Origin of the sequence: Bacillus sp. Nf3 (assembly GCF_003028545.1) — a bacterium.
In the GTDB taxonomy this organism is placed as follows: Bacteria; Bacillota; Bacilli; order Bacillales; family Bacillaceae; genus Bacillus; species Bacillus safensis.
Genome location: NZ_PYUA01000001.1, coordinates 298,270 through 322,449 on the forward strand (window position 1 = coordinate 298,270; position 24,180 = coordinate 322,449).

General features: G+C 42.6%; 23 protein-coding genes. 16 read left to right on the forward strand and 7 right to left on the reverse strand.

Annotated elements, in window-relative coordinates; genetic code table 11:
* The first annotated feature begins 26 nt into the window (after window positions 1-26).
* A complete protein-coding gene (locus C9414_RS01490; protein ID WP_107162925.1) occupies window positions 27-686 on the forward strand; it encodes an ATP-binding cassette domain-containing protein in 660 nt (219 codons plus the stop codon).
* A gap of 314 nt (window positions 687-1,000) precedes the next feature.
* On the opposite strand, the gene C9414_RS01495 is transcribed toward C9414_RS01490, so the two are convergent.
* Window positions 1,001-1,186: a 2-hydroxymuconate tautomerase gene (locus tag C9414_RS01495; RefSeq protein ID WP_008343530.1), complete on the reverse strand. Its 186-nt coding sequence runs from the start codon at window positions 1,184-1,186 to the stop codon at window positions 1,001-1,003.
* A 113-nt stretch (window positions 1,187-1,299) separates the two neighbouring features.
* On the opposite strand from C9414_RS01495, the gene C9414_RS01500 reads away from it, so the two are divergent.
* Window positions 1,300-1,956, forward strand: a complete 657-nt coding sequence (locus tag C9414_RS01500; RefSeq protein ID WP_224929975.1) for a site-2 protease family protein — start codon at window positions 1,300-1,302, stop codon at window positions 1,954-1,956.
* A 12-nt stretch (window positions 1,957-1,968) separates the two neighbouring features.
* Complete coding sequence (locus tag C9414_RS01505; RefSeq protein WP_039182196.1) at window positions 1,969-2,487, forward strand: YwhD family protein; 519 nt, start codon at window positions 1,969-1,971, stop codon at window positions 2,485-2,487.
* 125 nt (window positions 2,488-2,612) lie between these two features.
* On the opposite strand, the gene C9414_RS01510 is transcribed toward C9414_RS01505, so the two are convergent.
* Window positions 2,613-4,682 carry a transglycosylase domain-containing protein gene (locus C9414_RS01510; protein WP_107162926.1) on the reverse strand — a complete coding sequence of 690 codons (2,070 nt, stop codon included), beginning with the start codon at window positions 4,680-4,682 and terminating at the stop codon, window positions 2,613-2,615.
* A 224-nt stretch (window positions 4,683-4,906) separates the two neighbouring features.
* Between C9414_RS01510 and speE the strand changes: the two genes are divergently transcribed.
* From speE to argS, 5 genes are all read left to right on the forward strand, one after another.
* The gene (speE, locus tag C9414_RS01515; protein ID WP_047202571.1) at window positions 4,907-5,737 is read left to right on the forward strand and encodes a spermidine synthase; all 831 of its coding nucleotides are present in this window, start codon (window positions 4,907-4,909) and stop codon (window positions 5,735-5,737) included.
* 69 nt (window positions 5,738-5,806) lie between these two features.
* Window positions 5,807-6,679 carry an agmatinase gene (gene speB, locus C9414_RS01520; RefSeq protein ID WP_107162927.1) on the forward strand — a complete coding sequence of 291 codons (873 nt, stop codon included), beginning with the start codon at window positions 5,807-5,809 and terminating at the stop codon, window positions 6,677-6,679.
* Between the two features lie 77 nt (window positions 6,680-6,756).
* Window positions 6,757-7,104, forward strand: a complete 348-nt coding sequence (locus tag C9414_RS01525) for a hypothetical protein (protein ID WP_107162928.1) — start codon at window positions 6,757-6,759, stop codon at window positions 7,102-7,104.
* A 124-nt stretch (window positions 7,105-7,228) separates the two neighbouring features.
* Window positions 7,229-7,651: a YwiB family protein gene (locus C9414_RS01530; protein ID WP_003215400.1), complete on the forward strand. Its 423-nt coding sequence runs from the start codon at window positions 7,229-7,231 to the stop codon at window positions 7,649-7,651.
* Window positions 7,648-9,321: an arginine--tRNA ligase gene (gene argS / locus C9414_RS01535; protein WP_107162929.1), complete on the forward strand. Its 1,674-nt coding sequence runs from the start codon at window positions 7,648-7,650 to the stop codon at window positions 9,319-9,321. Before C9414_RS01530 ends, argS begins: the two co-directional genes overlap by 4 nt.
* A gap of 40 nt (window positions 9,322-9,361) precedes the next feature.
* Here the strand turns inward: argS and C9414_RS01540 are convergent, their stop codons facing one another.
* Window positions 9,362-9,679, reverse strand: coding sequence for a YolC/YozM family protein (locus C9414_RS01540; protein WP_041087791.1), 318 nt, complete (start codon window positions 9,677-9,679; stop codon window positions 9,362-9,364).
* A 508-nt stretch (window positions 9,680-10,187) separates the two neighbouring features.
* On the reverse strand, window positions 10,188-11,159 hold the full coding sequence (locus tag C9414_RS01545) for a S66 family peptidase (protein WP_107162930.1): 972 nt from the start codon (window positions 11,157-11,159) through the stop codon (window positions 10,188-10,190).
* Window positions 11,160-11,295: 136 nt separating this feature from the next.
* Here C9414_RS01545 and cls (C9414_RS01550) point away from each other — a divergent pair, with 136 nt between their 5' ends.
* From cls (C9414_RS01550) to C9414_RS01565, 4 genes are all read left to right on the forward strand, one after another.
* Complete coding sequence (cls, locus tag C9414_RS01550) at window positions 11,296-12,813, forward strand: cardiolipin synthase (protein WP_249117613.1); 1,518 nt, start codon at window positions 11,296-11,298, stop codon at window positions 12,811-12,813.
* Between the two features lie 105 nt (window positions 12,814-12,918).
* Window positions 12,919-14,634, forward strand: a complete 1,716-nt coding sequence (locus tag C9414_RS01555) for an ABC transporter ATP-binding protein (RefSeq protein ID WP_107163161.1) — start codon at window positions 12,919-12,921, stop codon at window positions 14,632-14,634.
* A 151-nt stretch (window positions 14,635-14,785) separates the two neighbouring features.
* Window positions 14,786-15,028 (forward strand): hypothetical protein, encoded by a 243-nt coding sequence (locus C9414_RS01560; RefSeq protein WP_039182177.1) that lies wholly within the window; start codon window positions 14,786-14,788, stop codon window positions 15,026-15,028.
* Window positions 15,029-15,115: 87 nt separating this feature from the next.
* Window positions 15,116-16,114: a S66 family peptidase gene (locus C9414_RS01565; protein WP_107162931.1), complete on the forward strand. Its 999-nt coding sequence runs from the start codon at window positions 15,116-15,118 to the stop codon at window positions 16,112-16,114.
* A 27-nt stretch (window positions 16,115-16,141) separates the two neighbouring features.
* Here the strand turns inward: C9414_RS01565 and C9414_RS01570 are convergent, their stop codons facing one another.
* The 3 genes from C9414_RS01570 to cls (C9414_RS01580) form a co-directional block, all read right to left on the reverse strand.
* The gene (locus C9414_RS01570; RefSeq protein ID WP_039182170.1) at window positions 16,142-16,396 is read right to left on the reverse strand and encodes a hypothetical protein; all 255 of its coding nucleotides are present in this window, start codon (window positions 16,394-16,396) and stop codon (window positions 16,142-16,144) included.
* 73 nt (window positions 16,397-16,469) lie between these two features.
* Window positions 16,470-17,432, reverse strand: coding sequence for a UV DNA damage repair endonuclease UvsE (uvsE, locus tag C9414_RS01575; protein WP_107162932.1), 963 nt, complete (start codon window positions 17,430-17,432; stop codon window positions 16,470-16,472).
* A 12-nt stretch (window positions 17,433-17,444) separates the two neighbouring features.
* On the reverse strand, window positions 17,445-18,641 hold the full coding sequence (gene cls, locus C9414_RS01580; RefSeq protein WP_107162933.1) for a cardiolipin synthase: 1,197 nt from the start codon (window positions 18,639-18,641) through the stop codon (window positions 17,445-17,447).
* A 143-nt stretch (window positions 18,642-18,784) separates the two neighbouring features.
* On the opposite strand from cls (C9414_RS01580), the gene C9414_RS01585 reads away from it, so the two are divergent.
* From C9414_RS01585 to C9414_RS01600, 4 genes are all read left to right on the forward strand, one after another.
* Window positions 18,785-20,896 carry a heterodisulfide reductase-related iron-sulfur binding cluster gene (locus C9414_RS01585; protein ID WP_107162934.1) on the forward strand — a complete coding sequence of 704 codons (2,112 nt, stop codon included), beginning with the start codon at window positions 18,785-18,787 and terminating at the stop codon, window positions 20,894-20,896.
* A 103-nt stretch (window positions 20,897-20,999) separates the two neighbouring features.
* Entirely contained in the window at window positions 21,000-22,193 is a 1,194-nt protein-coding gene (locus C9414_RS01590; RefSeq protein ID WP_107162935.1) for an acetyl-CoA C-acetyltransferase, read from the forward strand.
* Window positions 22,193-23,056, forward strand: coding sequence for a 3-hydroxybutyryl-CoA dehydrogenase (locus C9414_RS01595; protein ID WP_107162936.1), 864 nt, complete (start codon window positions 22,193-22,195; stop codon window positions 23,054-23,056). The genes C9414_RS01590 and C9414_RS01595 overlap by 1 nt, the downstream gene beginning before the upstream one ends.
* Before the next feature lie 11 nt (window positions 23,057-23,067).
* Window positions 23,068-24,180 carry an acyl-CoA dehydrogenase family protein gene (locus tag C9414_RS01600; RefSeq protein WP_107162937.1) on the forward strand — a complete coding sequence of 371 codons (1,113 nt, stop codon included), beginning with the start codon at window positions 23,068-23,070 and terminating at the stop codon, window positions 24,178-24,180.

A 24,180-nucleotide genomic window follows, 5' to 3' on the forward strand; every position in this document is an offset into this window, starting at 1 on the left:
ATCTTTTGGAGGTGGATTCTTAATTAATGTCTAAATTACTAAGTTTAAAAAAGGTTAGTTTTTATTACGATAAAGGTAAGCCAATATTAGAGGACATAAATCTTGATCTCTATGCACATGAAATTATTTGTATTTTAGGTGCAAATGGTGCTGGAAAGTCTACTTTATTAAAGGTGATCGCAGGTATTGCTGAATTTCAAGGTGAACTTCATTTTAAGAATAACCCCGTTGATAATTTAAACGAATATAAAAGAAATATTGCTTACATTCCAAGCAATCATTTACTATATGATATTCTTACAGGCAAAGAGAATTTAGAGTTAATCAGAAATCTTTGGGAAATACCTAAAAAACTATTTTGGGGAAATGTTAGTTTCTATTCTGATAAACTAGGTATGACTCAGCATTTAGATACTAGGGTTGAGCATTATTCTGAAGGAATGAAAGATAAACTTTTCTTCATTGGGAGTATTTCGAAACAACCAGATCTTCTTTTATTAGATGAGCCATTCATGTCTTGGGACATCCAATCACAGAGAATGGTAATTGATCTTATTAAAAAATACAAAGAAGAACATGCAAAATCTATCATTATAATCACTCATTCTGAGCACTTGAAAGAGACTCTAGCAGATAAAGCTTATCTAATTCAAGACACTAAACTTATTAATACTTTTTCTAGTTAGGGGTAATTAAATTGAGGAACTTATTTATATTATTATTAATAATATCAATCACTGTCATAGCAATTGTTGTATTTACAGGTGGTTATAAAATTATTGTAGGAAAATTGATTATTGTTTTTTCATCTGCTTTAGCTGCTACAAGCATTATGAAAATAGTTGATAAAAAAAATCAGAAGAGAAAGGACTAAAATGAACATTATTTTAGCCCTTTCTCTTCTTTTCAGTATGTGACACTCATGATCACAGTGCTCACGACTGCGGGGATGTCTAAAGCTGAAGGCAGGCTCTTTTAAAAATGTCGTCTGTTAATATGCTTACAGGTCGCTCATTCGCTTTCCTGCTACGGCATAGTGTTCTTTTTTCATTTCTTCAATAATGACAGAGACTTTTTCTGCACCTGCGCCTGTTGTTTCCACAACGGCATCAGTGACTTTCTCCACAAGGGCTCTTTTCTGCTCGTCTGTTCTTCCTTCAAGCATCTGAACGGTGATGATCGGCAATGTAATAACCTCCTTTTTCCTTTCATGCTACGCTTCCCTTTAGTTTAAGGGACTTCTTATAGTATACTGAATGAAGTAAATCATTGTATAGAAAGAAAGAGGGATTCATGCCTTTGAACCAATTTCTTGTTTATCCATTAGAACTTATTCCATATGTCGCCATTACGCTTGTTGTTGCATTTACGATGCACGAGCTGGCACATGCATATGTTGCGTACCGTTTCGGAGACCCGACGGCTAAGAATCAAGGGAGACTGACGTTAAATCCACTGAAGCATCTCGATATATTCGGGACGATTTTGATCTTTGTGGCGGGGTTTGGCTGGGCGAGACCTGTACCAGTGAATCGTTACCATTTTAAAAAACCGCGTTTAGCAGGGATTTGTGTCTCCATTGCTGGGCCATTAAGTAACTTAGTGCTGGCGTTTTTGGGCTTTCTTGTGTATGTGCTTCTTCAGAAGTTTGGCGGGGAATGGATCATGCGCTTTGAGCCGGGAGTCGATTATTTCTTCCAGATCTTTATTAACTTGAACGTCATTTTGTTCCTATTTAACTTATTGCCGCTTCCGCCGCTGGATGGATATCGTATCATTGAGGACGTGGTCAGTCCTGGTATTCGTGCGAAAATGACGCAATTTGAACAATATGGGATCATTATTTTTCTCATATTCGTGATCACACCGCTGGGTCAGTTTGTGTTTGGTCCATTGATCGGAATGCGGGATCAAATCATATACTGGTTTAATCTTATTTTGAAGCCGCTGCTTTAGGAGGTTTAATGAATGGAAGGTAAAAAGAAGAAACCAATTGGTTTTAACATCATTAAAAAAACAGATGCAACCGACGGACATGGAGGCTTTGGGGCAGGTGCCCTCAGTCTTGATAATATCTCGCCAGTCATCATTGATGTAGAGGAAAAGGAAGCTGTCATTGATATTGGTGCCATGCATGCAAGAAGTGCCGTCGAAAAAGGAATTAAATTTTTGAAAACAAAAGAAGAAGTACCGAACGGAAAGCCTTATTGGCTCGTATGGGTGACGATTGACCGCAGAGAAGAAGGCCCTTATTATGCAGGGGTGACGGCTTGTGAGATGACCGTTGACCGTTCGATTCGCCGCGGGTATAAGTCACTTCCAGAGCATGTGAATTTAATGGATAAATCGATGAAGCGAAAAATCGTTGTCAGTCATATGGATGACGTATCCAAAAAGGTGCTGGCTGATTTCTTAAAGGGTCACAATGAAGCACTATGGGACGCATCGACAGATGAATTAAAAGAAGGATTGGCTGTCCCTGAATAATTGTGAAATTTTTGTGAAGAATGGCGGATCGCTACCAAATCCATCCGTTTTTTGAGTAAACTGGTGTTAAAGCTAGGACATGGAGAATCCCGAGATATTGATCTCGGGGTTTTTCATGTCTTTTTTTAACGTTTCAGCCACTTTTCCCACCATTTCTTTGGCTTTTGATCTTGAACTGTTTCCTGTTCAGAGGCTTTGTCCTCAGCACCATAGCAGAGACCTGTCGGCTCTGTTCCTTCTATAAAATAGGTGAATACCTTTGATTCACATCCTGGTCCTGCGAGATCGCCAGTTTTTGGATTGATATATACCCCTTTGACACCGTCAGGCGGCATGAAGGAGGAGGCTGGCTGCTTCGAGAGGGCTGATTCCATAAAGGAAGCCCATATTTTTTTCGCATAGGCCGTTTCTTCGACTGAGTCAATGGTGCGGCCTTTATCATAGCCAGTCCATACACCTGTGACGAGCTGGGGAGAGAAGCCGATCATCCAGCTGTCGGCTCCTGTTGTCCCGGATTTCCCTCCGTATGTTCGTGTAAGTTCCTTTATAATGGTGCGACCTGTGACACTTGTATAGCCATTTAATTGATCGTTGAACATTCCTGACATCATATCGGTAGTGACAAAGGCTGCTTTTTCATCGAGGATTTGTTCTCGTTTTTGTTTCTCTTCAAAAAGTACATTGCCTTTTGCGTCGGTTACTTTCGTAATAAAGGTTGGTTTGACGCGTTTTCCGCCATTGACCAGCATGGCGTAAGCATTGGTCATTTCGATGGGTTTCACAGGAGACGTGCCTAGAGCAAGAGATGGTACTTGGTCTAGTTTCTCCTTGATTCCAAATGTTTTGCCAGCACGTACAAGCTGCTCCATTCCTAAAAATAGATGGGTCTTTACAGCGTAAATATTATCAGACAGCGCTAAAGCTTGTAGCATTGTAATGCCGTCATTGGCGTAATAGCCGTGATAATTGCTTGGTGAATAAGCCGCACCGCTGCCTTGATCATCCAGTTCAAACACCGTTTCCTCACTGCGCATGACGGTTGCGGGTGTAAACCCGTTTTGCAAGGCAATGTAATAAAGAAGGGGTTTCATGGTTGAACCGGGCTGCCTTTTTGCTTGTGTCACCCGATTGAATGGACTTTTCTCATAATCTCTCCCACCTATGAGGGCAAGTACATGCCCTGTTTGAGGATGGATGGCGGCAAAGCCAATTTGGATATCTGATTTGGAATTCATCGTGTTTTTTAACGTCTTTTCTGCGATTTTCTGTAATTCTGGATTAAGGGTCGTTTGGATATGAAGTCCATAGGTTTCGATCTGTTCCTCTGTTAACCCCAAGCTTTGTTTCAACTCTCGAATCACATCGTCATAAAAATACGGGGCTTGCTTTGCTTGCAGCTGCTTCTTCTGCAAAGGGCGATAGGACAGCTTTTCTTTCGCAGCGTCATCGGCTGCTTTTTTCGTAATCATGCCATCCTCTTGCATTTGTCTCAAAATCATATTCTTTCTTGCTCCGGCTTTCTCCTCATTCACATAAGGGGAATAGAGAGAAGGCCCCTTTGGGATACCGGCAAGAAGGGCAGATTCAGCGAGGGTTAAGTTCTTTGCTTTTTTTCCGAAATACAGACGTGACGCTGCTTCCACACCGTACGCTCCGTGACCATAATAAATGGTGTTCAAGTATCCTTCTAAAATCTCATCTTTTGTATAGTTTTGCTCTAAACGAATCGTGTAAAAGGCTTCATTCCACTTCCGTTTCCACGTTTTATCGTGATCTAAATAAAGATTTCGTGCATATTGCTGGGTGATTGTACTGGCACCTTGTACCTTTGCCATGGCGCGAATATCAGCGACCGCAGCACCTGCCATCCGTTTTATATCAAAGCCATGATGCTCATAAAAGGTTTTATCCTCAACAGCTACAGCCGCCTGCCTGATATGAGGGGACATGTCCTTCAGTGGCACCCAATATCTCTTTTCTCCAAAGTTTGATTCTCCAAGCTTTGATCCATCGGCTGCATAAATGGTCGTGGATTGGGGAACTTGAACAGAAGGGGCACCTTGCCATTTAGCTATTAATAGAATCGTCAAAAAGACAGTGCCTGCAAATAGAAAAGCGAGCAAGCCGATAAAAAAACAGGCTCGAATCGTTTTCACGGTCATGCGGATTTTTTTATTACTCATGATTGTGTCCATGCAAAGCCCCCATTTTGACGGTTTTTTATCAGTATGGAACAAAGAAAACCGTTTTAAACAAACGATTGCAGGAGCGCTTTAAAAAATGAAGAGAACTCATGCGGTTCTTTACAATTTGATATGAATCCACTATACTTTTTTCTTGGACAATCGATATAGTCAAAGCCGATAAAAGGCGCTAACAATAGATGTTTGTTTATTATTGGATGAGAGGAAGATGAACAATGAGCGAACTTTGGTATACAGAGAAGCAAACGAAGAATTTTGGTATTACATTGAAGGTGAACAAAACCCTTCACACAGAACAAACAGACTTTCAGCATTTAGAAATGGTGGAAACAGAAGAGTTTGGCAATATGCTGTTTTTAGACGGCATGGTGATGACATCTGAGAAAGATGAGTTTGTATACCACGAAATGGTGGCTCATGTTCCTCTTTTCACTCATCCAAACCCGGAAAATGTTCTTGTCGTAGGTGGAGGAGACGGCGGTGTTATTCGTGAGATTCTCAAACACCCAAGTGTGAAAAAAGCGACACTTGTTGATATTGACGGAAAGGTTATCGAATACTCGAAAAAATTCCTTCCTTCTATTGCTGGGAAACTAGACGATCCTCGTGTAGATGTCAAAGTCGGAGACGGCTTTATGCACATTGCTGAAGCTGAAAACGAGTATGATGTGATCATGGTGGACTCAACTGAGCCAGTTGGACCAGCTGTGAACCTATTCTCTAAAGGATTTTACGCAGGAATCTCAAAGGCACTCAAAGAAGACGGTATTTTCGTTGCACAAACGGACAACCCTTGGTTTACACCTGAGCTGATTACAAATGTACAGCGTGATGTAAAAGAAATTTTCCCAATTACGAAGCTTTACACAGCGAATATTCCAACGTATCCAAGCGGTCTTTGGACATTCACCATCGGTTCTAAAAAATATGATCCACTTGCTGTAGAAGACAGCCGTTTCTTTGATATTGATACGAAATATTACACAAAAGAATTGCACAAAGCGGCATTCGTTCTGCCGAAATTTGTGAGCGACTTAATCAAATAAATCAAGCGAAATGGGAATGCGCAAATGACAGTTTGCGCATTTTTTGAAGCGTAAAAGGAGGAATCTTGCATGAGATTCGACGAGGCTTATTCAGGAAAAGTGTTTATTGGAAGTCATCCGACATGGGAAGATGCAAAGGTCATTTTATACGGCATGCCGATGGACTGGACAGTTAGCTACCGCCCAGGTTCACGTTTCGGTCCGAACCGCATTCGTGAAGTATCGATCGGTTTAGAGGAATACAGCCCTTATTTAGATCGTGAGCTGCACGAGGTGCCATTCTTTGATGCGGGGGACATCCCACTTCCTTTTGGGAATGCACAAAAGAGCTTAGATTTAATTGAAGAGTATGTCGACAGCATTTTAGAAAAAGGGAAGTTTCCATTAGGAATGGGCGGCGAGCATCTTGTGTCTTGGCCGATTTTCCGTGCGATGTATAAGAAATACCCTGATTTGGCCATCATCCATATGGACGCACATACAGATCTTCGTGAGGAATATGAAGGTGAGCCACTTTCACATTCAACACCGATCCGTAAAGTTGCAGGACTTATTGGAGCTGAAAATGTATTCTCTTTCGGCATCCGTTCTGGAATGAAAGAAGAATTTGAATGGGCAAAAGAAGCGGGTATGCACATTTCTAAATTTGAAGTGCTGGAGCCATTGAAGCAAGTATTGCCAAAGCTAAAAGGGCGTCCAGTATATGTGACGATAGATATTGATGTACTTGACCCAGCCCATGCACCTGGTACAGGAACGGTAGATGCTGGCGGTATTACATCAAAAGAGCTGCTTGCATCCATTCATGCGATTGCAGGATCTGACGTCCAAGTAGTCGGGGCAGACCTTGTCGAGGTAGCACCTGTATATGATCACTCTGACCAAACAGCGAATACAGCGAGTAAGCTTTTACGCGAAATGCTGCTTGGATTTGTGAAATAATTAGTTGATAGAGGAGCTTGTCATCTCATGTGGACAAGCTCTTTTTTTACATTGATCAAACTTAAAGGAGGCAGCTCATGTTTTCTTCAATATTGATGGTGTCCCTCGCTTTTTGCGTATTAGCGGCAGGCTTTCTCACACTGAAACGAGAGCTCGCAGCTGATCCGCCTGTCTTTGCTTCGAAAAAGGAAGCAAAGGAAGAGTTAGTTGGTTTATTTCAGGATCGAGGTTTTTTCTATCTGACGGCCATTGCGTTATTCATGCAGGTGGTATTTAAAAAGGATCAAATCGCACCATTTGATTTTTTTCAGGCATTTTTGGCAAGTTCAGGCATACAGGCTCTTTTTTATTTATTGAAAAGAAAAGACTTAGGCGTAAAGGCTGGACTTGTCGTATTGGTCAGTTGCATTTTTCTTTTTTTCTAAAGGGATGGCTTAAGATGAAAAACGAAGTTTAATCGCCGTGAAGAAGAGAAATGATGGTATGATAGGCGATCATGAATATGGTATACTATTTTAGTTAAACGGGTCTTAGCAAAGGAAGTGCAAAATGACACAAAACCAAATTTCAATTCATGTAAAGTCAGTGATGAAACCAGAGACGGAGCCGGCTGAAACGATCGAATTCCGCACGACTGGAACGTATCAAGAGAAGAATGACAAAACGTATCTCACTTACCATGAAGAACATGAAATGGGTCAAGTAAAAACCGTTGTGAAAATGAGTGAAAAAGAAATTTTTGTCATGAGATCAGGAGCTATTCAAATGAAGCAGCGCTTTCTCATTGGAGAAACGACCGTCACACATTACACGATGCCATTCGGTACACTTCAGTTAGATGTGCACACACATGGCATTGATCTCGATGTGGACAAGGGACTGCTGCACATTACGTACGATATGCTGACAGGAGAAGATCAAAAGCATTTACATACATTATCGATTTCGTATAAGGAGGATTTACGTTCATGAATATCGCAGAACAGGTCAAAGATGCGTTAAAAGAAGAAATCATTGCGGCAGTCGTCAAAGCAGGACTTGCCGATGAAAGCCAGGTACCAGATGTCCTTTTAGAAGTGCCGAAAGACAAAACTCACGGTGATTACTCTACCAACATGGCGATGCAGCTTGCCCGCATTGCGAAAAAAGCACCTCGTCAAATCGCAGAAGACATCGTCAATGCGTTTGATAAAGGGAAAGCTTCCATTGAAAAACTGGATATCGCAGGTCCAGGATTCATTAACTTTTATATGAACAATCAGTATTTAACAAAGCTGATTCCAGCTGTCCTTGAAGCAAAAGAAGCTTATGGCGAAACGAATACAGGCGGCGGTCAAAAGGTGCAAGTCGAATTCGTCTCAGCCAACCCAACAGGTGACCTTCACCTTGGACATGCCCGCGGAGCAGCTGTAGGAGATTCCCTTTGCAACATCCTTGATAAAGCAGGGTTCGATGTGAGCCGTGAATACTATATCAACGATGCAGGGAATCAAATTAATAACCTCGCTTTATCTGTCGAAGCACGTTATTTTGAGGCACTCGGTCTTGAAAAAGAAATGCCTGAAGACGGCTACAGAGGGGAAGATATCAAAGGCATCGGACAAAAGCTTGCGGATGAATTTGGTGACCGTTTCGTTCATGAACCAGAAGAAGAGCGGATGAAGTTCTTCCGTGAATACGGATTGAAATACGAATTAGAGAAATTACGTGTAGACCTTGAGAATTTCCGTGTGCCATTTGATGTATGGTATTCAGAAACCTCTTTATATGAAAACGGAAAAATCGAACTAGCGCTGGAAACACTTCGTGAAAAAGGCTATGTCTTTGAAGAAGACGGCGCAACATGGCTGCGTTCAACTGATTTTGGCGATGACAAGGACCGTGTGCTGATTAAAAAAGACGGCAGCTTCACTTACCTGCTTCCAGACATCGCATATCATAAAGACAAACTAGACAGAGGCTTTGACCAGCTTATTAATATTTGGGGAGCGGACCATCACGGCTATATCCCTCGAATGAAAGCGGCGATCCAAGCACTTGGATATCCAGCTGGCAAGCTTGAAGTAGAAATTATCCAGCTTGTGCATCTTTATAAAAACGGTGAAAAGATGAAGATGAGTAAGCGTACAGGAAAAGCTGTCACAATGCGTGATCTCATTGAAGAAGTCGGCTTAGATGCGACTCGTTATTTCTTTGCGATGAGAAGTGCGGCGACACATATGGACTTTGACCTAGACCTAGCCATTTCTACGTCTAACGAAAACCCTGTGTACTATGCACAATATGCGCATGCGAGAATTTGCAGCATGCTGCGTCAAGGAGAAGAAAAAGGCTACGAACCAAACCTTGAAAAAGCCGATTTCTCTCACATTCAATCGGAAAAAGAATACGATCTTCTGAAAATCATTGGCAGCTTCCCAGAAGTTGTAGCAGAAGCAGCTGAAAAGCGTATTCCGCACCGCGTGACGAACTATATTTACGACCTTGCATCAGCCCTTCACAGCTTCTACAATGCCGAGAAGGTCATCGATGTAGAAAACGAAACAAAAACAACAGCACGTCTTTCACTCATGAAAGCAACACAAATCACGCTCGCTAATGCATTAAAACTAATTGGTGTATCGGCTCCGGAAAAGATGTAAGAACACGCAGAAACCCACTCAGAACAGGAGTGGGTTTTTGTCATTCAACGTTTATATCATTTTTATTTCTCTGGAAAATTTCAATTTCATAATTCTCTAATGCTTGTTTAGGAAGTTTCTTTTCTAATACAGACTGCAAACCTGCTATATCTTTTGAAGTATTGATGCCGATGGAAATTGTGGGATCTGTCTTAACGATTTGATAATGTAACAAGCCATGCTCTTTCCATAACGAGTCTAATACTTGTGTCACCTTTTGATCTAATTCTTCTTCAGAAAGAGTGAGACGATTTGGAGTGGAACTTAATCCAAGAATACAAAGAGTAATAAAAAACAAACCAATCAAACGTTTTTTCATTATATCTCCTTAAATAGTTAATATATTCCTTTAATAGATTATAGCATCCAATTAGGTTTGTTTAAATAACTTAACAGAAACATGCTCATAGAAGGCATTGTTCTAGATTTATTTAATGGAACAACATGTCATCCACTCAAAATATGTAAAAACCCGCTATCTCTTGAGGATAGCGGGTTTTGAAAATTATCCAAGTGTATTAATAATGTTAGAAATAGAATCGAATAATTGGCTAAGTACATCAGAGAACATAGAGTGCAGCCTCCCTTCGGTAAGCATGTAGTATGTGTGCGGCAAATGGAATTATCCAAGTGTGTTGATGATGTTAGAAATAGAATCGAATAATTGGCTAAGTACATCAGAAAACATATTTTTGCCTCCTCTCTTTTCTTTTTACATCTACTTAACGAAGGGAAAGAAGGGTTGGATCACTTTTTCTAAAAAAATTTTAAAAAAGATGGCGGCATAGAAAAAAGCACCGCCTATTCGGGTGCTTTTTTGCCTTTAGTTATGAATGAATGCGCAGCTTTATGTCTCCTTTTGTACACGCTAGCTGAACGTTTCCGCCAATTGGGAAGGTGAAGACGGGCTGTGTATGTCCGATATCGACATCGTACATCACTGGGATGTGTTTGAGCATTGGGTGCTTATCTAGAATGAACCTCAAATGTTCCTCTGTCATCTTGGATTTCTTCTGAAAGCGTCCGATGATCAATCCTTTGATTGATTGTGCATGCTGCAAGAGGGAGGTGAGGTCTCTGGCGAACGTTTCAGGGAACACCAGCTCATCATCCTCCACAAATAAGATCGCATCCTTTACATTCGGCATAAACGATGTCCCTTGCAGTAAGTTCAGTGTACAAAGGTTTCCACCATACAAGGTGCCTTCAGCTGTTCCTTCCTGATATATGTTCCATTTCGTCGGATGAAACTGCCTGTTCGCTTGATCGAGATACCAAGCATCATCACTCCATTTTGTCGATGGAATCACATCAAACGGTTTGCCGCCGTTCATCAAGCAAGTTTGAAACATGGCAGTCTGCTCCTCCTGTCCCTGCTCCATTTGAAAGCTTGAGAAATGGGGGCCTGAATATGTCACCATATCACATTTCGCTGTAATGGCGTTTGCAAGTGCAGTGATATCACTATAGCCGCAGAGGACTTTAGGATGCTGACGGATCAAGTCGTAATCAATATAAGGCAAAAGTTCATTGCAGTTGAAGCCTCCGATGGCTGTTAAAATACCATCGACATCATTATCTCTGAACGCCTCATGCAGATCAGACAATCGGTGTTCAATAGACGATGAGGAATGAAGGTCACATTCAAACACGTGCTGTCCCAAAGAGACAGTGAAGCCTAAAGACTCTAAACGTTTTTTCGCTTGAGAAATTCCTTCTTCTGATAAAATGCTGGCACTTCGGCTTGGGGCAATGACACGTATATGGCTCCCTTTTTCAAGAGGTGAGGGGGTATGCATAACAGATCTTCCTTTCCATCACATATTTCTCTATTATATCGGATCAAATAGCGCAAGTCTGTAAAGGCTAGGAGAAAGGAATGGGTCGTGCGTTTCATACAAGCTGTCCAAAGGGTATGGAAGAGAAAAAGACAGAATGAGGGCGGAGAATGTGAAAAAGAGAAGACTGGAATTTTTATTTTTATATTTTATGATATTTGGGGCATATGTGGTGTATTGGTGGACTGTGCCGGCGTGGAGCGTTCAGCTGTACGCAGCGATTTATATCGCCATTATTTTATTTAGTATCGTCTCACTCATGCTGGAGAACCGTACATCACAGCACACGTTGTTATGGATATATGTGCTGGTTTTTTTCCCGATCATCGGTTATATGTTTTATCTGTTCTCAGGGCAGCTCTATGTAAAAGGTCATTTATTCAAATCAAAGAGAATGTATAACCGTGAAAAATTAAGAAGAATATCTGAGCTTGAGAGCAAGCCGGATGAATCACGTTTAACCGATAATCAGCGTGGTTTTTTTCAATACACAGAAAAAGCTACAGGCATGCATGTGAATACAAATAGTGATATGGACATTCTAAAAAATGGAGAGGAGACGTTTCCCCGAATTTTTGAAGAGCTAAAAAAGGCAAAATCGTTCATTCATATAGAATACTATATGTTCAAATCCGATTTCCTCGGTCACCGAATGATGGAGATTTTAATTGAAAAAGTGAAAGAAGGGGTAGAGGTCCGCTTCATATATGATGCGGCAGGTAGCATTCGTTTCTCACGAAAAGATATTAAACGCTTGAAGCAGGCAGGGGTTAAGGTCGCTCCTTTTCTACCTTTAAAATATGGATTTTTTAACCAAAAATTCAATTTCAGAAATCATCGAAAAATCGTCATTATTGATGGAGAAACAGGGTTTGTTGGAGGGTTAAATGTTGGCAAGGAATACGTAGGACGGGATGAAAAGATCGGCTTTTGGCGTGATACGCATGCCATGTTAAAGGGAGAGGCTGTTCAGACCCTTCACTCCGTTTTTATGCTTGACTGGGAATACGTATCAGATGAAGTATTAATTGATGATCCGAAGTATCATACGCCGCATCCTGTGACCGGAGAGGATGTCATTCAGGTTGTACCAACTGGACCTGATATGAAAGAAAGTATGAGTGATTTATATGATGCCCTCATATCTAATGCGAAACAATTTGTCTGGATTGCCACACCTTACTTTGTACCAAACGAATCAATTCGCACTGCGCTCAAAATCGCTGCCACGAGAGGGGTGGATGTGCGGGTGATGGTACCGGAGATCAATGACGGATTTCTCACGCAATATGCCACACGATCCTATTTTTCTGAGCTTCTAAAAGAGGGCATCAAGGTGTATCACTATCAAAAAGGGTTCATGCATCAAAAGGTGATGATCGCAGATGGAGAACTCGCCTCTGTCGGCACTGCAAATGTTGATATGAGAAGCTTTCAGCTTAATTTTGAGGTCAATGTCTTTACAGCTGCGAAAAAGCCAATTGAGCAATTGATGGCCCACTATGAGGAAGATATGAAGGAATGTGAGCAAATGGGTCCTGTTCATTTTTATAAAAGAGGCTTAAAAGAGCGGTTGAAGGAATCATTTGCTCGATTGTTTTCTGGCGTATTATGAGGATTTCCAGTCAAAGAAATCATTTCCTGATCTAGTATTTTGCAGAGGATTCCTCTATAATTGAAAATGATTATCAATTATAGAGGAAATGAGGTCCTTTTACATATGCTAAAACGCTTTTTCGCCTATTACAGGCCCTATCGCGGTCTGTTCTTTTTAGATTTCTTTTGCGCTGTCGCAGTTGGATTAATGGAACTTGGTTTCCCGCTGATCGTGAACTACTTCATTGATACGTTATTACCAACAGGGAACTGGACAGTCATTGCCTGGACCGCACTTGCTCTGTTTATCATTTATGCCCTCAGCTCAGTGATGCAATTTATTGTGTCGTACTGGGGACACATGCTTGGCATCAATATTGAAACAGATATGAGGAAGAAGCTGTTTGATCATTTTCAGCGTCTCTCATTTAAGTTTTTTGATAACAACAAAACGGGTAAGCTTATGTCTCGGATGACAAATGACCTCATGTACATTGGTGAGGTGGCTCATCACGGACCTGAGGATTTGTTTATTGCGATTATGACGATTCTTGGCGCCTTTGCTGTCATGCTAATGATTAACTGGCAGCTTGCCATTTTAACCTTCTTGATCATGCCCGTCATCATTTGGCTTGCCCTTCATTTTAATAAAAAGATGACACAGGCGATTACACAGCTGAACAATGACATTGGAGACTTTCATGCAAGGGTTGAAAACAATATCGGCGGTATTCGTCTTGTTCAAGCCTTTGCCAACGAACATTTCGAGAAAAAGCGTTTTGCTGAAAACAACAACCGCTTTCGGAAAGCGAAGCTTCTTTCATATAAAATCATGTCGGTTAACGGCTCAATCAGTTACATTCTGACACGTCTTGTGACACTGTTTGTCCTTCTAGCAGGGACATGGTTTGTTCTGCAGGGTCAATTAACGGCAGGTGGATTTATCGCGTTTGTTCTGATTACAAACGTCTTATTCAGACCGATTGATAAGATTAACACAGTGATTGAAATGTATCCAAAAGGCATTGCTGGCTTTAAAAGTTATGTCGACCTACTTGAAACAGAGCCAGATGTGAAGGATACAGAAGGAGCTCGTGATGTATTCGGGCTGAAAGGTGAAATTGAATATCGAAACGTGACATTTGGCTACGATGAGCACAGTCATGTGTTAAAGGATATCGATTTGAAGATCAAACAAGGAGAAACCGTTGCGTTTGTCGGGCCTTCAGGAGCCGGAAAATCGACGATCTGCAGTTTGCTACCACGTTTTTATGATGTGGATGAAGGGGAGATTACGATTGATGGCGTGAGTACAAAATCGATGACCCTATCTTCTTTAAGACAGCAGATCGGCATTGTGCAGCAGGATGTCTTTTTATTCTCAGGCACGATTCGAGAAAACATCGCATACGGCAACCTAGAAGCCAGTGATGCAGAGATTTGGGATGCTGTACGTCGTGCGCATTTAGAGGAACTCGTTCAGCGTTTCCCAGAAGGATTAAATACTGTCATAGGCGAGCGCGGCGTCAAATTGTCAGGTGGTCAAAAGCAGCGCCTGTCGATTGCGCGGATGTTCCTGAAAAATCCTTCAATTCTTATTTTAGATGAAGCCACATCAGCACTTGATACAGAAACAGAAAAAGCTATACAGGATGCACTAAGCGAACTGGCTGTCGGCAGGACGACACTCGTTATTGCCCACCGCCTGGCAACAATTAAACACGCCGACCGTATCATCGTCGTAACAGAGGAAGGCATTCAAGAACAAGGCCGCCACCAGGAACTCATCCAAATGGGCGGGGTGTACAGCAGACTGCATGAAGCGCAGTTTGGTCATTGATAGTAAGGCGTAAATGAGTTCAGCTATTGAGTTGGACTCATTTTTTTACATGTGATAATAAAAAGTGGTTCGTCCTGCAAATATTTAAATCACCATTTAAATGGAATTTTGATATAATTTAAGGAAATTAGATCCAAAAGGAGAGGGTTGTTTGAGCGAAACAGCAAAAACATTCATGCTGAAAAGCATTCACTACGTGACTCTTGTTGGTTTATTTATATTGATCATTCCAGCTGGAATCAACCCAGTATTTTTTTACATTGGGATTATTTTATTTGGCATTCACCTTTTTGTAAACGTTATAGACAGTTCTTTAAGCAAAGTCAAAATATCGATAGCATTGATTATTAGTTTTACGCTCATATTACTTGGCCTTTTTAAAATATTTTTTTGAAAAGATTTTCATTCGTTCAGTAGCCCTTTTGATAAAGGGCTTTTTTTGTTAGGATAGAAAAAATGCGTGTAGGAAGGATCTGATGGAATGAAGGGGCTTCGGCGATTACAAAAGGGCGATAAGATCGGTATTTTTTCACCTTCAAGTCCTGCATCAGCGACCTCGCCTCTTAGGTATCAGCGGGCGAAGAAGTGGCTTGAGCAAAAAGGATTCATTGTGATCCCTGGATCATTAACAGGGAAAGAGGATCACTACCGTTCCGGTACAATTCAAGAACGAGCAGATGAGCTGAATGAGCTGATGGCTAGAGAGGACTTGGCGTGCATCATGTCAATGATTGGCGGGACAAATTCAAATAGTTTGCTGCCTTATCTTGATTTTGACCTGCTGAATCAACATCCGAAAATCATGATCGGTTATTCAGATGCGACAGCGATTCTTTTAGCGGCGTACGAAAAAACGGGCCTGCCTGTTTTCTACGGGCCTGCGCTTGTTCCTTCTTTTGGCGAGTTTGAACCGTTTGTCGATTATACATATCAGTCATTTGAGGACATCTTGATGTCTCCTCAAAGCATTCCTTATCAGATTGAAAAACCGCCTTTTTGGACAGATGACCGAATCAATTGGGAAGAAAAGACGCGTGACAAAAAGCAGCGTCCGAATGATTGGCTGTGCGTCATAGAGGGACAGGCAGAAGGCAGATTGATCGGAGGGAACCTGAATGCGATGTACGGCATTTGGGGAAGTGAGTTCATGCCAGCCATCCAAAACGGAGACATCCTCCTCATTGAAGATTGCATGAAAACCGCTTCTGTTGTCGAAAAGAATTTCTCTTTATTGAAAGTAAATGGAGTGTTTGAACGGGTGTCAGGGATTCTTTTAGGGAAACATGAGCTGTTTGATGATGAAGGGACGGGCAAAGAACCTTACGAGATTTTGCTTGAGGTGCTTGGTGAGACAAAAAGACCAATCATCGCTGATTTTGACTGTGCCCATACGCACCCTATGCTTACGATGCCAATCGGGGCACAAGTGAAAATAGATGCAGCTTCTAAACAAGTTTGGCTGACAGAAGAGTGGATATAAAAAAGAGCGGCTCGGGGCTGCTCTTTTTTATGAAACCTTTTCTTTCTCAAACGGCTGTAGAAGGTCTTGCGCTTTTTTCCCCTCTACGACAATTAAATAATCAGATTCTAAATGAGTGAGCCTGAAGGTTTCAAGCTCTACGATGTTCTTAATGCTGCACATTGTTTTTTTAGAATACACATATATACGATGCTGAGCCTGCTGGCACTTTTCATAAAGAGAAATAAGCTTATGTAAATTCAACGCTTTTGCAGCGATTCGGATTGAATAGATTTGAGACATCTTCATATCCTCCTGTTAATTACTTTTTCACAATAGCTTTGTTACCCCCATTTGCACAAAGGTAAACCTTTCTCTATGATTTCCACTCAATGGTTCCTCCGCCCGTCCGCCGATTGCCCCTTATCGCAGACAGCTCTTCGACTAGACGGAGCAGAGCCTGATCCTTTAATTTTGCTTCAATCATAAAATCTACATCACGGCCATACGGTTTTAATGCTTGAAAAAGCGGTAAGACAAAGGCCATATCTACTCCATCTGCATGACTGCGTATGGCTTTTTCTGATTTAGGTGAAGACAAGTGGATTTTAGGCGGAATGCCAGTCTTTGTCCAAGTGTCGAACATTCTTGGCAGGATGTCATCGAGTGTGGCATCGTCATCTTTATTTGCCACGTGATGATGGTAATCAAAAACAAACGGAATGTCATGCTTTTCACATACACCAAGCGTTTCGAGCGACGTATATGTTTTGTCATCGTTCTCAAGTGTCATCCTTGCTTTGATATGTGCCGGAAGCTGTTTGATATTTTCATCAAAGCGTTGAAGAGCCGATTCTTTATCGCCGTACGCCCCGCCTACATGAATATTCATGTAACCTTCCTTTTCGAGCTTCATCGCCTCAAGCATCTGATAATGGTACGTCATATCGATGACGGCATTTTCTGTAATTGAAAGTTTTGGGCTGGTAAACAAGGTGAATTGATTGGGGTGAAAGCTTACCCGTAAGTTGTGCCGTTTCACCAACTTGCCAATCTCAAGAAATTCTTTGTGAAAAGGTGTCACGAAGTCCCAGCGCACCTCGGGGTGGGTCGCGAGCGGGACGATTGAGCTTGAAAAACGGTAAAGCGGGATATCATGAGCAATGGCGAAATAAAGCGTTCTTAATGTATTCACAAGATTGGCTTTCGTTGTTCGCAATAAAGCCTCTTTTCTTTCTTCCTTAGAGAGCTTGCTGTATCTTGCAAAGGTCAGCGACTTGGCAGGAGAAGCTTCCCACAAGGTGACGGCATTGGATACATAACCAAATCGATAACGCATAGGTCATCTCCTTTATAAAAAATACGAGAACATGGCGGCAACCCACTCAAGCGGTCGTGTGAAAAGAGGGCGCTTTGACAATGTTTCTTCTGTCAGGATCTCAGATACTTCCATATGCTCCCGAATCTTTTCCTCTACGTGTGCAGTAAAGTCGGGATCATCAATGGCCACATCTACTTCTTCGTTTAAAAACAAGCTTCGTTTATCAAAATTCGCGGTACTGATCATACAGCGGCTGTGATCAATCAATATGGCTTTCGAATGATAAAATCCTTTATAAAAACGATAAACAAGACATCCAGAGGCAATGAGATCCTTTAAATAATGAAAACCAGCCTCTTTGACAAGTGGATGATCCGCTTTCATTGGAATGATAATTTCAACTGTGACGCCCCGCTTTCGTGCATCAAGCAGCGCCTTCAGAAGAGGGGCTGATGGAATAAAATAAGGCGTACAGATGATGATCTGTTTCTTTGCCTGCTGAATATCTTGGAGAAATAAAGCTTCTAAAGAAAAACCGGCAGTCGCGCGTGTTGTGCATTGTAATGTTCCCGGTTCCAATGTAGGGAAAACCTCATATTGCAGCTGATGAATGCCAGACGACCGGTACAAATCATTCAGAAACACATGCTGGAGATCTGCGACAACCTGTCCAGTCATCCGCAAATGATAATCCTTCCAAATGCCAAAGCGGCCTTTTTTCCCAACATATTCATCGCCTATATTAAATCCGCCAATATAGCCAATCTTCCCATCAATCACCGTAATTTTACGGTGATTTCTCATGTTTAACCGGTAAATCAAAAAAGGAAAACGAGGCTTATTTAAAAAGTAAAATTGAATGCCACTCCTTTCTAGCATGTCAATCGACTTTTGATCAAACGAATAGGAGCCTAATCGGTCGGTCAGCAAAAAGACGGAAACGCCTTGCTCCGCTTTGGCTTTCAATGCTTGTAAGACCCTTTGACCAATCTTGTCGTTCTTTACAATAAAGAACATCATATGAATAGAAGAAGAGGCCTGCTGTACATCCGTAAGCAGCTGATCGAAAAATGGTTCGCCATCATGATAAAAGATGGCATCGCCGCTTGTTTGGTCAAAAGACCGTTCAAATGCGTGCGTAGAAAAATATTTCTTTCCCATATAAAGGTCTAACATGACGAGCAAAACGATGGCAATGAGTACGAGTAGGATGATCAATGCGATCATGAAACTTCCTCCTTTTTTGCATATTTCAATAGTGTACCCAAACGCGTAAAAAATATTGACTGAATACTCATTCATTATTTATGATAGAGGTACAACATGGAAACGGAACAAAGTGGGTTTTGGGGAATGAAAGGGGGAGCAAGATGAATAGCCTTTTAATCATCAACTTGATCGCATTTGCGGCGGTGACCGCTTACGCTCTGTATTTGTTTGTTTATCTCATTCGAACACGAGCGGCGTATATTCGTCTTGGTAAAAAAGAAGAGTTTCAACAAGACATGAAGAAACGCTTAGAGCGTGTTTGGGTCAATGTATTTGGGCAAAAGAAGCTATTAAAGGACAAGAAGAGCGGCATCATTCATGTACTGTTTTTCTACGGATTTATCCTTGTACAGTTCGGAGCCCTTGATTTTATTTTGAAGGGGCTTATTCCAGACAGCGGGCTTCCTTTAGGTCCGGTGTACGGCGTCTTTACGTTTTTCCAAGAGGTGGTCACACTTCTCATTTTAGTGGCCGTTGTATGGGCTTTCCATAGAAGATATGTGGAAAAACTTGTCCGTTTAAAACGAGGTTTTAAATCGGGTCTAGTGCTTTTATTTATTGGCGGATTAATGCTGACAGTTTTACTAGGGAACGGCATGAACATCATCTGGCATGGACACTCTCTATCACCAACTGAGCCAATCGCTTCTGGTATTGCTTTCTTGCTGGGCGGAATTTCACCTCTTGCGGCTGCGATTGTTTTTTATGCCGCATGGTGGGTGCATCTGCTCATTTTGCTGACATTTTTAGTATATGTTCCACAGTCAAAGCACGCCCATTTGATTGCGGGGCCTGTCAACGTATTTGTCAGCAGATTAGACCCGCCAGGCAAGCTGCAAAAAATCGATTTTGAAGATGAGACACAAGAGACCTTCGGTGTGGGAAAAATTGAAGACTTCCGTCAGTCTCAGCTGATCGATCTTTATGCCTGTGTGGAATGCGGGCGCTGCACGAATATGTGCCCGGCAACAGGGACAGGGAAGATGCTGTCTCCAATGGATTTGATTTTAAGGTTAAGAGATCATTTAACCAATAAAGGGGCTGCCATTACCTCGAAGACACCTTGGGTCCCGCAGCTTGCCTTCAAGCAGACAACAGGAAACCAGCTGGCACTGCAGGCGAGAGGAGCAGGTGCGGAAGAGTCGGCTGCCAGCTCTATATACCATCCTTCTCTTATTGGAGAGGTCATTACAGAAGAAGAGATCTGGGCATGTACGACATGCCGAAACTGTGAAGACCAATGCCCTGTCATGAATGAACATGTCGACAAGATTATTGATATGCGCAGATATCTTGTGCTGACCGAAGGAAAAATGGACGCAGATGCACAGCGTGCCATGACAAGCATTGAGCGCCAAGGGAACCCGTGGGGATTGAACCGGAAAGAAAGAGAAAATTGGCGTGAACTGAGAGAAGATGTGCATGTGCCGACAGTGAAAGAGCTGAAAAAAGCAGAGCAAACCTTTGATTATTTATTCTGGGTTGGTTCAATGGGGGCCTATGACAATCGAAGCCAAAAGATTGCACTTGCCTTTGCAAAACTCCTCAATGAAGCGGGGGTATCCTTTGCGATCCTAGGCAATAAAGAGAAAAACTCAGGCGATACACCAAGAAGACTCGGAAACGAATTTTTATTCCAAGAGCTTGCTGCAAAAAACATTGAAGAATTCCAGAAAAACGGCGTCACAAAGATCGTCACGATTGATCCACATGCCTACAACTTATTTAAAAATGAATATCCAGACTTCGGACTTGAGGCAGAAGTGTACCATCATACAGAATTATTGGCAGAGTTAGTGAAAGAAGGGAAAATAACGCCTGTACATGAAGTGAACGAGGTAATTACCTTCCACGACTCTTGCTACTTAGGTAGATATAACGAAGTGTACGACCCGCCAAGAGACATTTTAAAAGCCATTCCAGGTGTGACGCTGAAAGAAATGGAACGCAACCGTGAAACTGGTATGTGCTGCGGAGCAGGCGGGGGCTTAATGTGGATGGAAGAAGAGACGGGTACCCGGATTAACACTGCACGAACGGAGCAGGCGCTACAGGTCCAGCCGTCCATCATCAGCTCAGGGTGTCCTTATTGCTTAACGATGCTGGGAGATGGGACGAAGGCGAAGGAAGTAGAGGAGCAGGTAGGCACATTTGATGTCGCCGAACTTCTTGAAAAATCAGTGTTTGGCGAGCCTGGAAAACAGGTGTCGTAAAGATGACAGGCCGATGAATAGGATGTTCATCGGCTTATCCATGGCGCTGTTTCATCAGCTGTCTAAATGATATGTAAGCGTTAACAAATGGGGAGGGGCATACATGAGTACGACGGTCATTGTATCTGGTGCAAGAACACCATTTGGAAAACTAGGCGGGGCTCTCAGTGGTTTGACTGCCGCAGAACTAGGCGGTATAGCGATCAAGGCTGCTCTGGAAAGAGTTTCGGGTTCTCATGAAATAGATGAGGTCATTATGGGAAGTGTTTTACAAGGAGGGCAAGGGCAGATTCCTTCAAGGCAAGCAGCAAGATATGCTGATCTTCCTTGGTCTGTTCCAACACAAACCATCAATAAAGTCTGTGCATCAGGCATGCGCAGTGTGAGCACGGCAGATCAAATCATTCGAGCCGGAGATGCTGAGGTCATCGCGGCGGGCGGTATGGAATCCATGTCTCACGCTCCTTATCTGCTAAAAAAAGCGCGATGGGGCTACAAAATGGGAGATGGTGCAGTACAAGATGCGATGATTTTAGATGGCTTAACCTGTTCGTTTACAGGCGTTCATATGGGTGAGTATGGAAGTATGGCTGCAAAGGAGCTTGGCATCACGCGGGAAGAGCAGGATCTGTGGGCACTCAGAAGTCATGAACGGGCTATCGAAGCGCAAAAAAGTGGCTTTTTTCAACATGAAATCACCCCCGTCACCGTCAAAACAAAAACGGGAGAAAGGCTGATCACAGAAGATGAATCTCCGCGGCGTGATACCTCATATGAACGGCTGTCAAAGCTCATGCCTGTTTTTGATCAGAAAGGTACCATCACCGCTGGAAATGCACCAGGTGTCAATGATGGTGCAAGTGCACTTCTTCTAATGAAAGACACGTATGCTGCACGGCATGGCGTAAAGCCACTGGCAGTCGTTCTCGGTCATACTCAGGTTGCTGTAGAGGCGAAGGATTTCCCGAAAACACCAGCCCTTGCCATCGAGAAGCTTTTAAAGAAAACAGGAAAGCGCCTAGAGGATATCGATTTGTTTGAAATCAATGAGGCCTTTTCAGCTGTGGCTCTGGCATGTGAAAAAATGATCGGGATCGACCGGCGGAAAATGAATATCAACGGAGGGGCTGTCGCACTCGGTCATCCGATTGGGGCAAGCGGAACACGTATCATATTGACATTGATTCATGCATTAAGACAAAGAGGCGGTGGCATTGGCATTGCGGCGATTTGCAGTGGAGGCGGTCAAGGAGATGCGTTCATGATAAAGGTAGATGAAAAGGGAGGCGTTTTTTGATGAGCATAGAAGAGACCGTTCTGGTCGTTGGAGCCGGTCAAATGGGATCAGGCATTGCCCAAGTGTTTGCACAGTCAGGCTATACAGTCCTGCTCCATGATGCATCAGAAAAGCAGATTCATCGAGCGATTTCCTCCATGACCAAACAACTGACGAAGCGGGCAGAAAAAGGAAAGCTGGCACATCAGGCAGTCCGAGATATCACGCAGCGGCTTGCCGTATCCACAGATTTAAAAGACGTCCAGCAGGCTCATTTAGTGATTGAAGCTGCTTCTGAACAAATGAGTGTCAAAAAACAAATCTTTGAAACACTTGATCAATTTTCAGAGGCGGAGGCCATATTTGCGACAAACACGTCTTCCTTGTCGATCACAGAATTAGCAGCTGTGACGAGCAGACCGGAGAAAGTGATTGGCATGCATTTTATGAATCCCGTCCCTGTCATGAAACTCGTTGAAGTCATTCGCGCGCTGCAAACGAGTGATGACACATATCAATTTGTTTATGAAACAGCGAAGACATTAAACAAAACCCCAATTGAAGTGGAAGACTTCCCAGGGTTCGTCTCAAATCGCATATTGATGCCAATGATCAATGAAGCCATTTACACCCTATATGAAGGCGTGGCAGATGCAGAAAGCATTGATGGCGTGATGACACTTGGGATGAATCACCCAATGGGGCCGCTTCGTCTAGCTGATTTCATTGGACTGGATACATGTTTATTTATAATGAATACCCTTCACGAAGGACTTGGAGACAGCAAATATCGACCTTGTCCTCTTTTGAAAAAATACGTGAATGCAGGCTGGCTTGGCAAAAAGACAAAGAGAGGTTTTTACACATACCACGACCACTCATAGGGGGAGTCAAGATGGATGTTATGCTTACGGATAAACAGCGTCTCTGGAGAGAACAGACAGCAGAATTTGCACGCCAGCGTGTATTCCCTGAAGTTGAAGCTATGGAACAAGGCCGGTTTCCAAAAACCCTTTTAAGTGAAATGGGACGGCAAGGCTATCTAGGGATTCCAATACCAGCTTCGTATCAAGGCTTAGGAGCAGATTTTACAACGTATATCATCGCAATCCATGAATTATCGAAAGTGAGTGCGACCATCGGTGTCATTGTGTCCGTTCATACATCTGTTGTGACGATGCCTATTTTGACTTTTGGAACGAAGGAACAAAAAGAATCCTATGTCCCTCTGCTTGCATCAGGAGAGAAGCTGGGCGCCTTTTGTCTGACTGAACCAAAGGCCGGATCAGATGCCTCCAGTATTCAGTTAAGAGCAGAGTGGATGGGCGGTGATTATGTATTAAATGGAACGAAAATCTTTATCACAAGCGGCGGAGAAGCAGAGCTATATCTTGTCTTTGCGGTGACCGATCCGGTTTCTGCGAGAAAAAATATATCGGCGTTCATTGTCGAGAAAGATACGCCGGGATTTACGATTGGAAAAGATGAGAAAAAGATGGGACTGCACGGTTCAAAAACAGTCACGCTTCATTTTGAAGGCGTGCGGATTCCAAAAGATCAGCTGCTTGGTGCAGAAGGAGAAGGCTTTCAAATTGCCATGTCTAGCTTAAATGCAGGGAGAATCGGAATTGCGGCTCAAAGCCTTGGTATTGCAGAAGCCGCTTTAACCGAGGCGGTCAGCTATTTAAAGCGACATCCAGCAGGTCTTGAAACAACCATTCGACTGGGCGATTTGGCGGCGAAGCTTGAGGCGGCCAAACTGCTCGTCTATCAAGCGGCTTCTTTCAAAGAGGCCAATCGTCCCGTCACAAAGGAAGCATCAATGGCAAAGCTATTTGCGTCAAAAACGGCGGTGGAGATCAGTACAGAAGCGATCCATTTGCTAGGCATGGATGGTTATACGAATCGCTATCAAGCAGAACGTTACTTTCGTGATGCGAAAATTTGTGAAATCTATGAAGGAACAAGTGAAATTCAAAGGCTGGTCATCTGTAAACAGCTAATATGA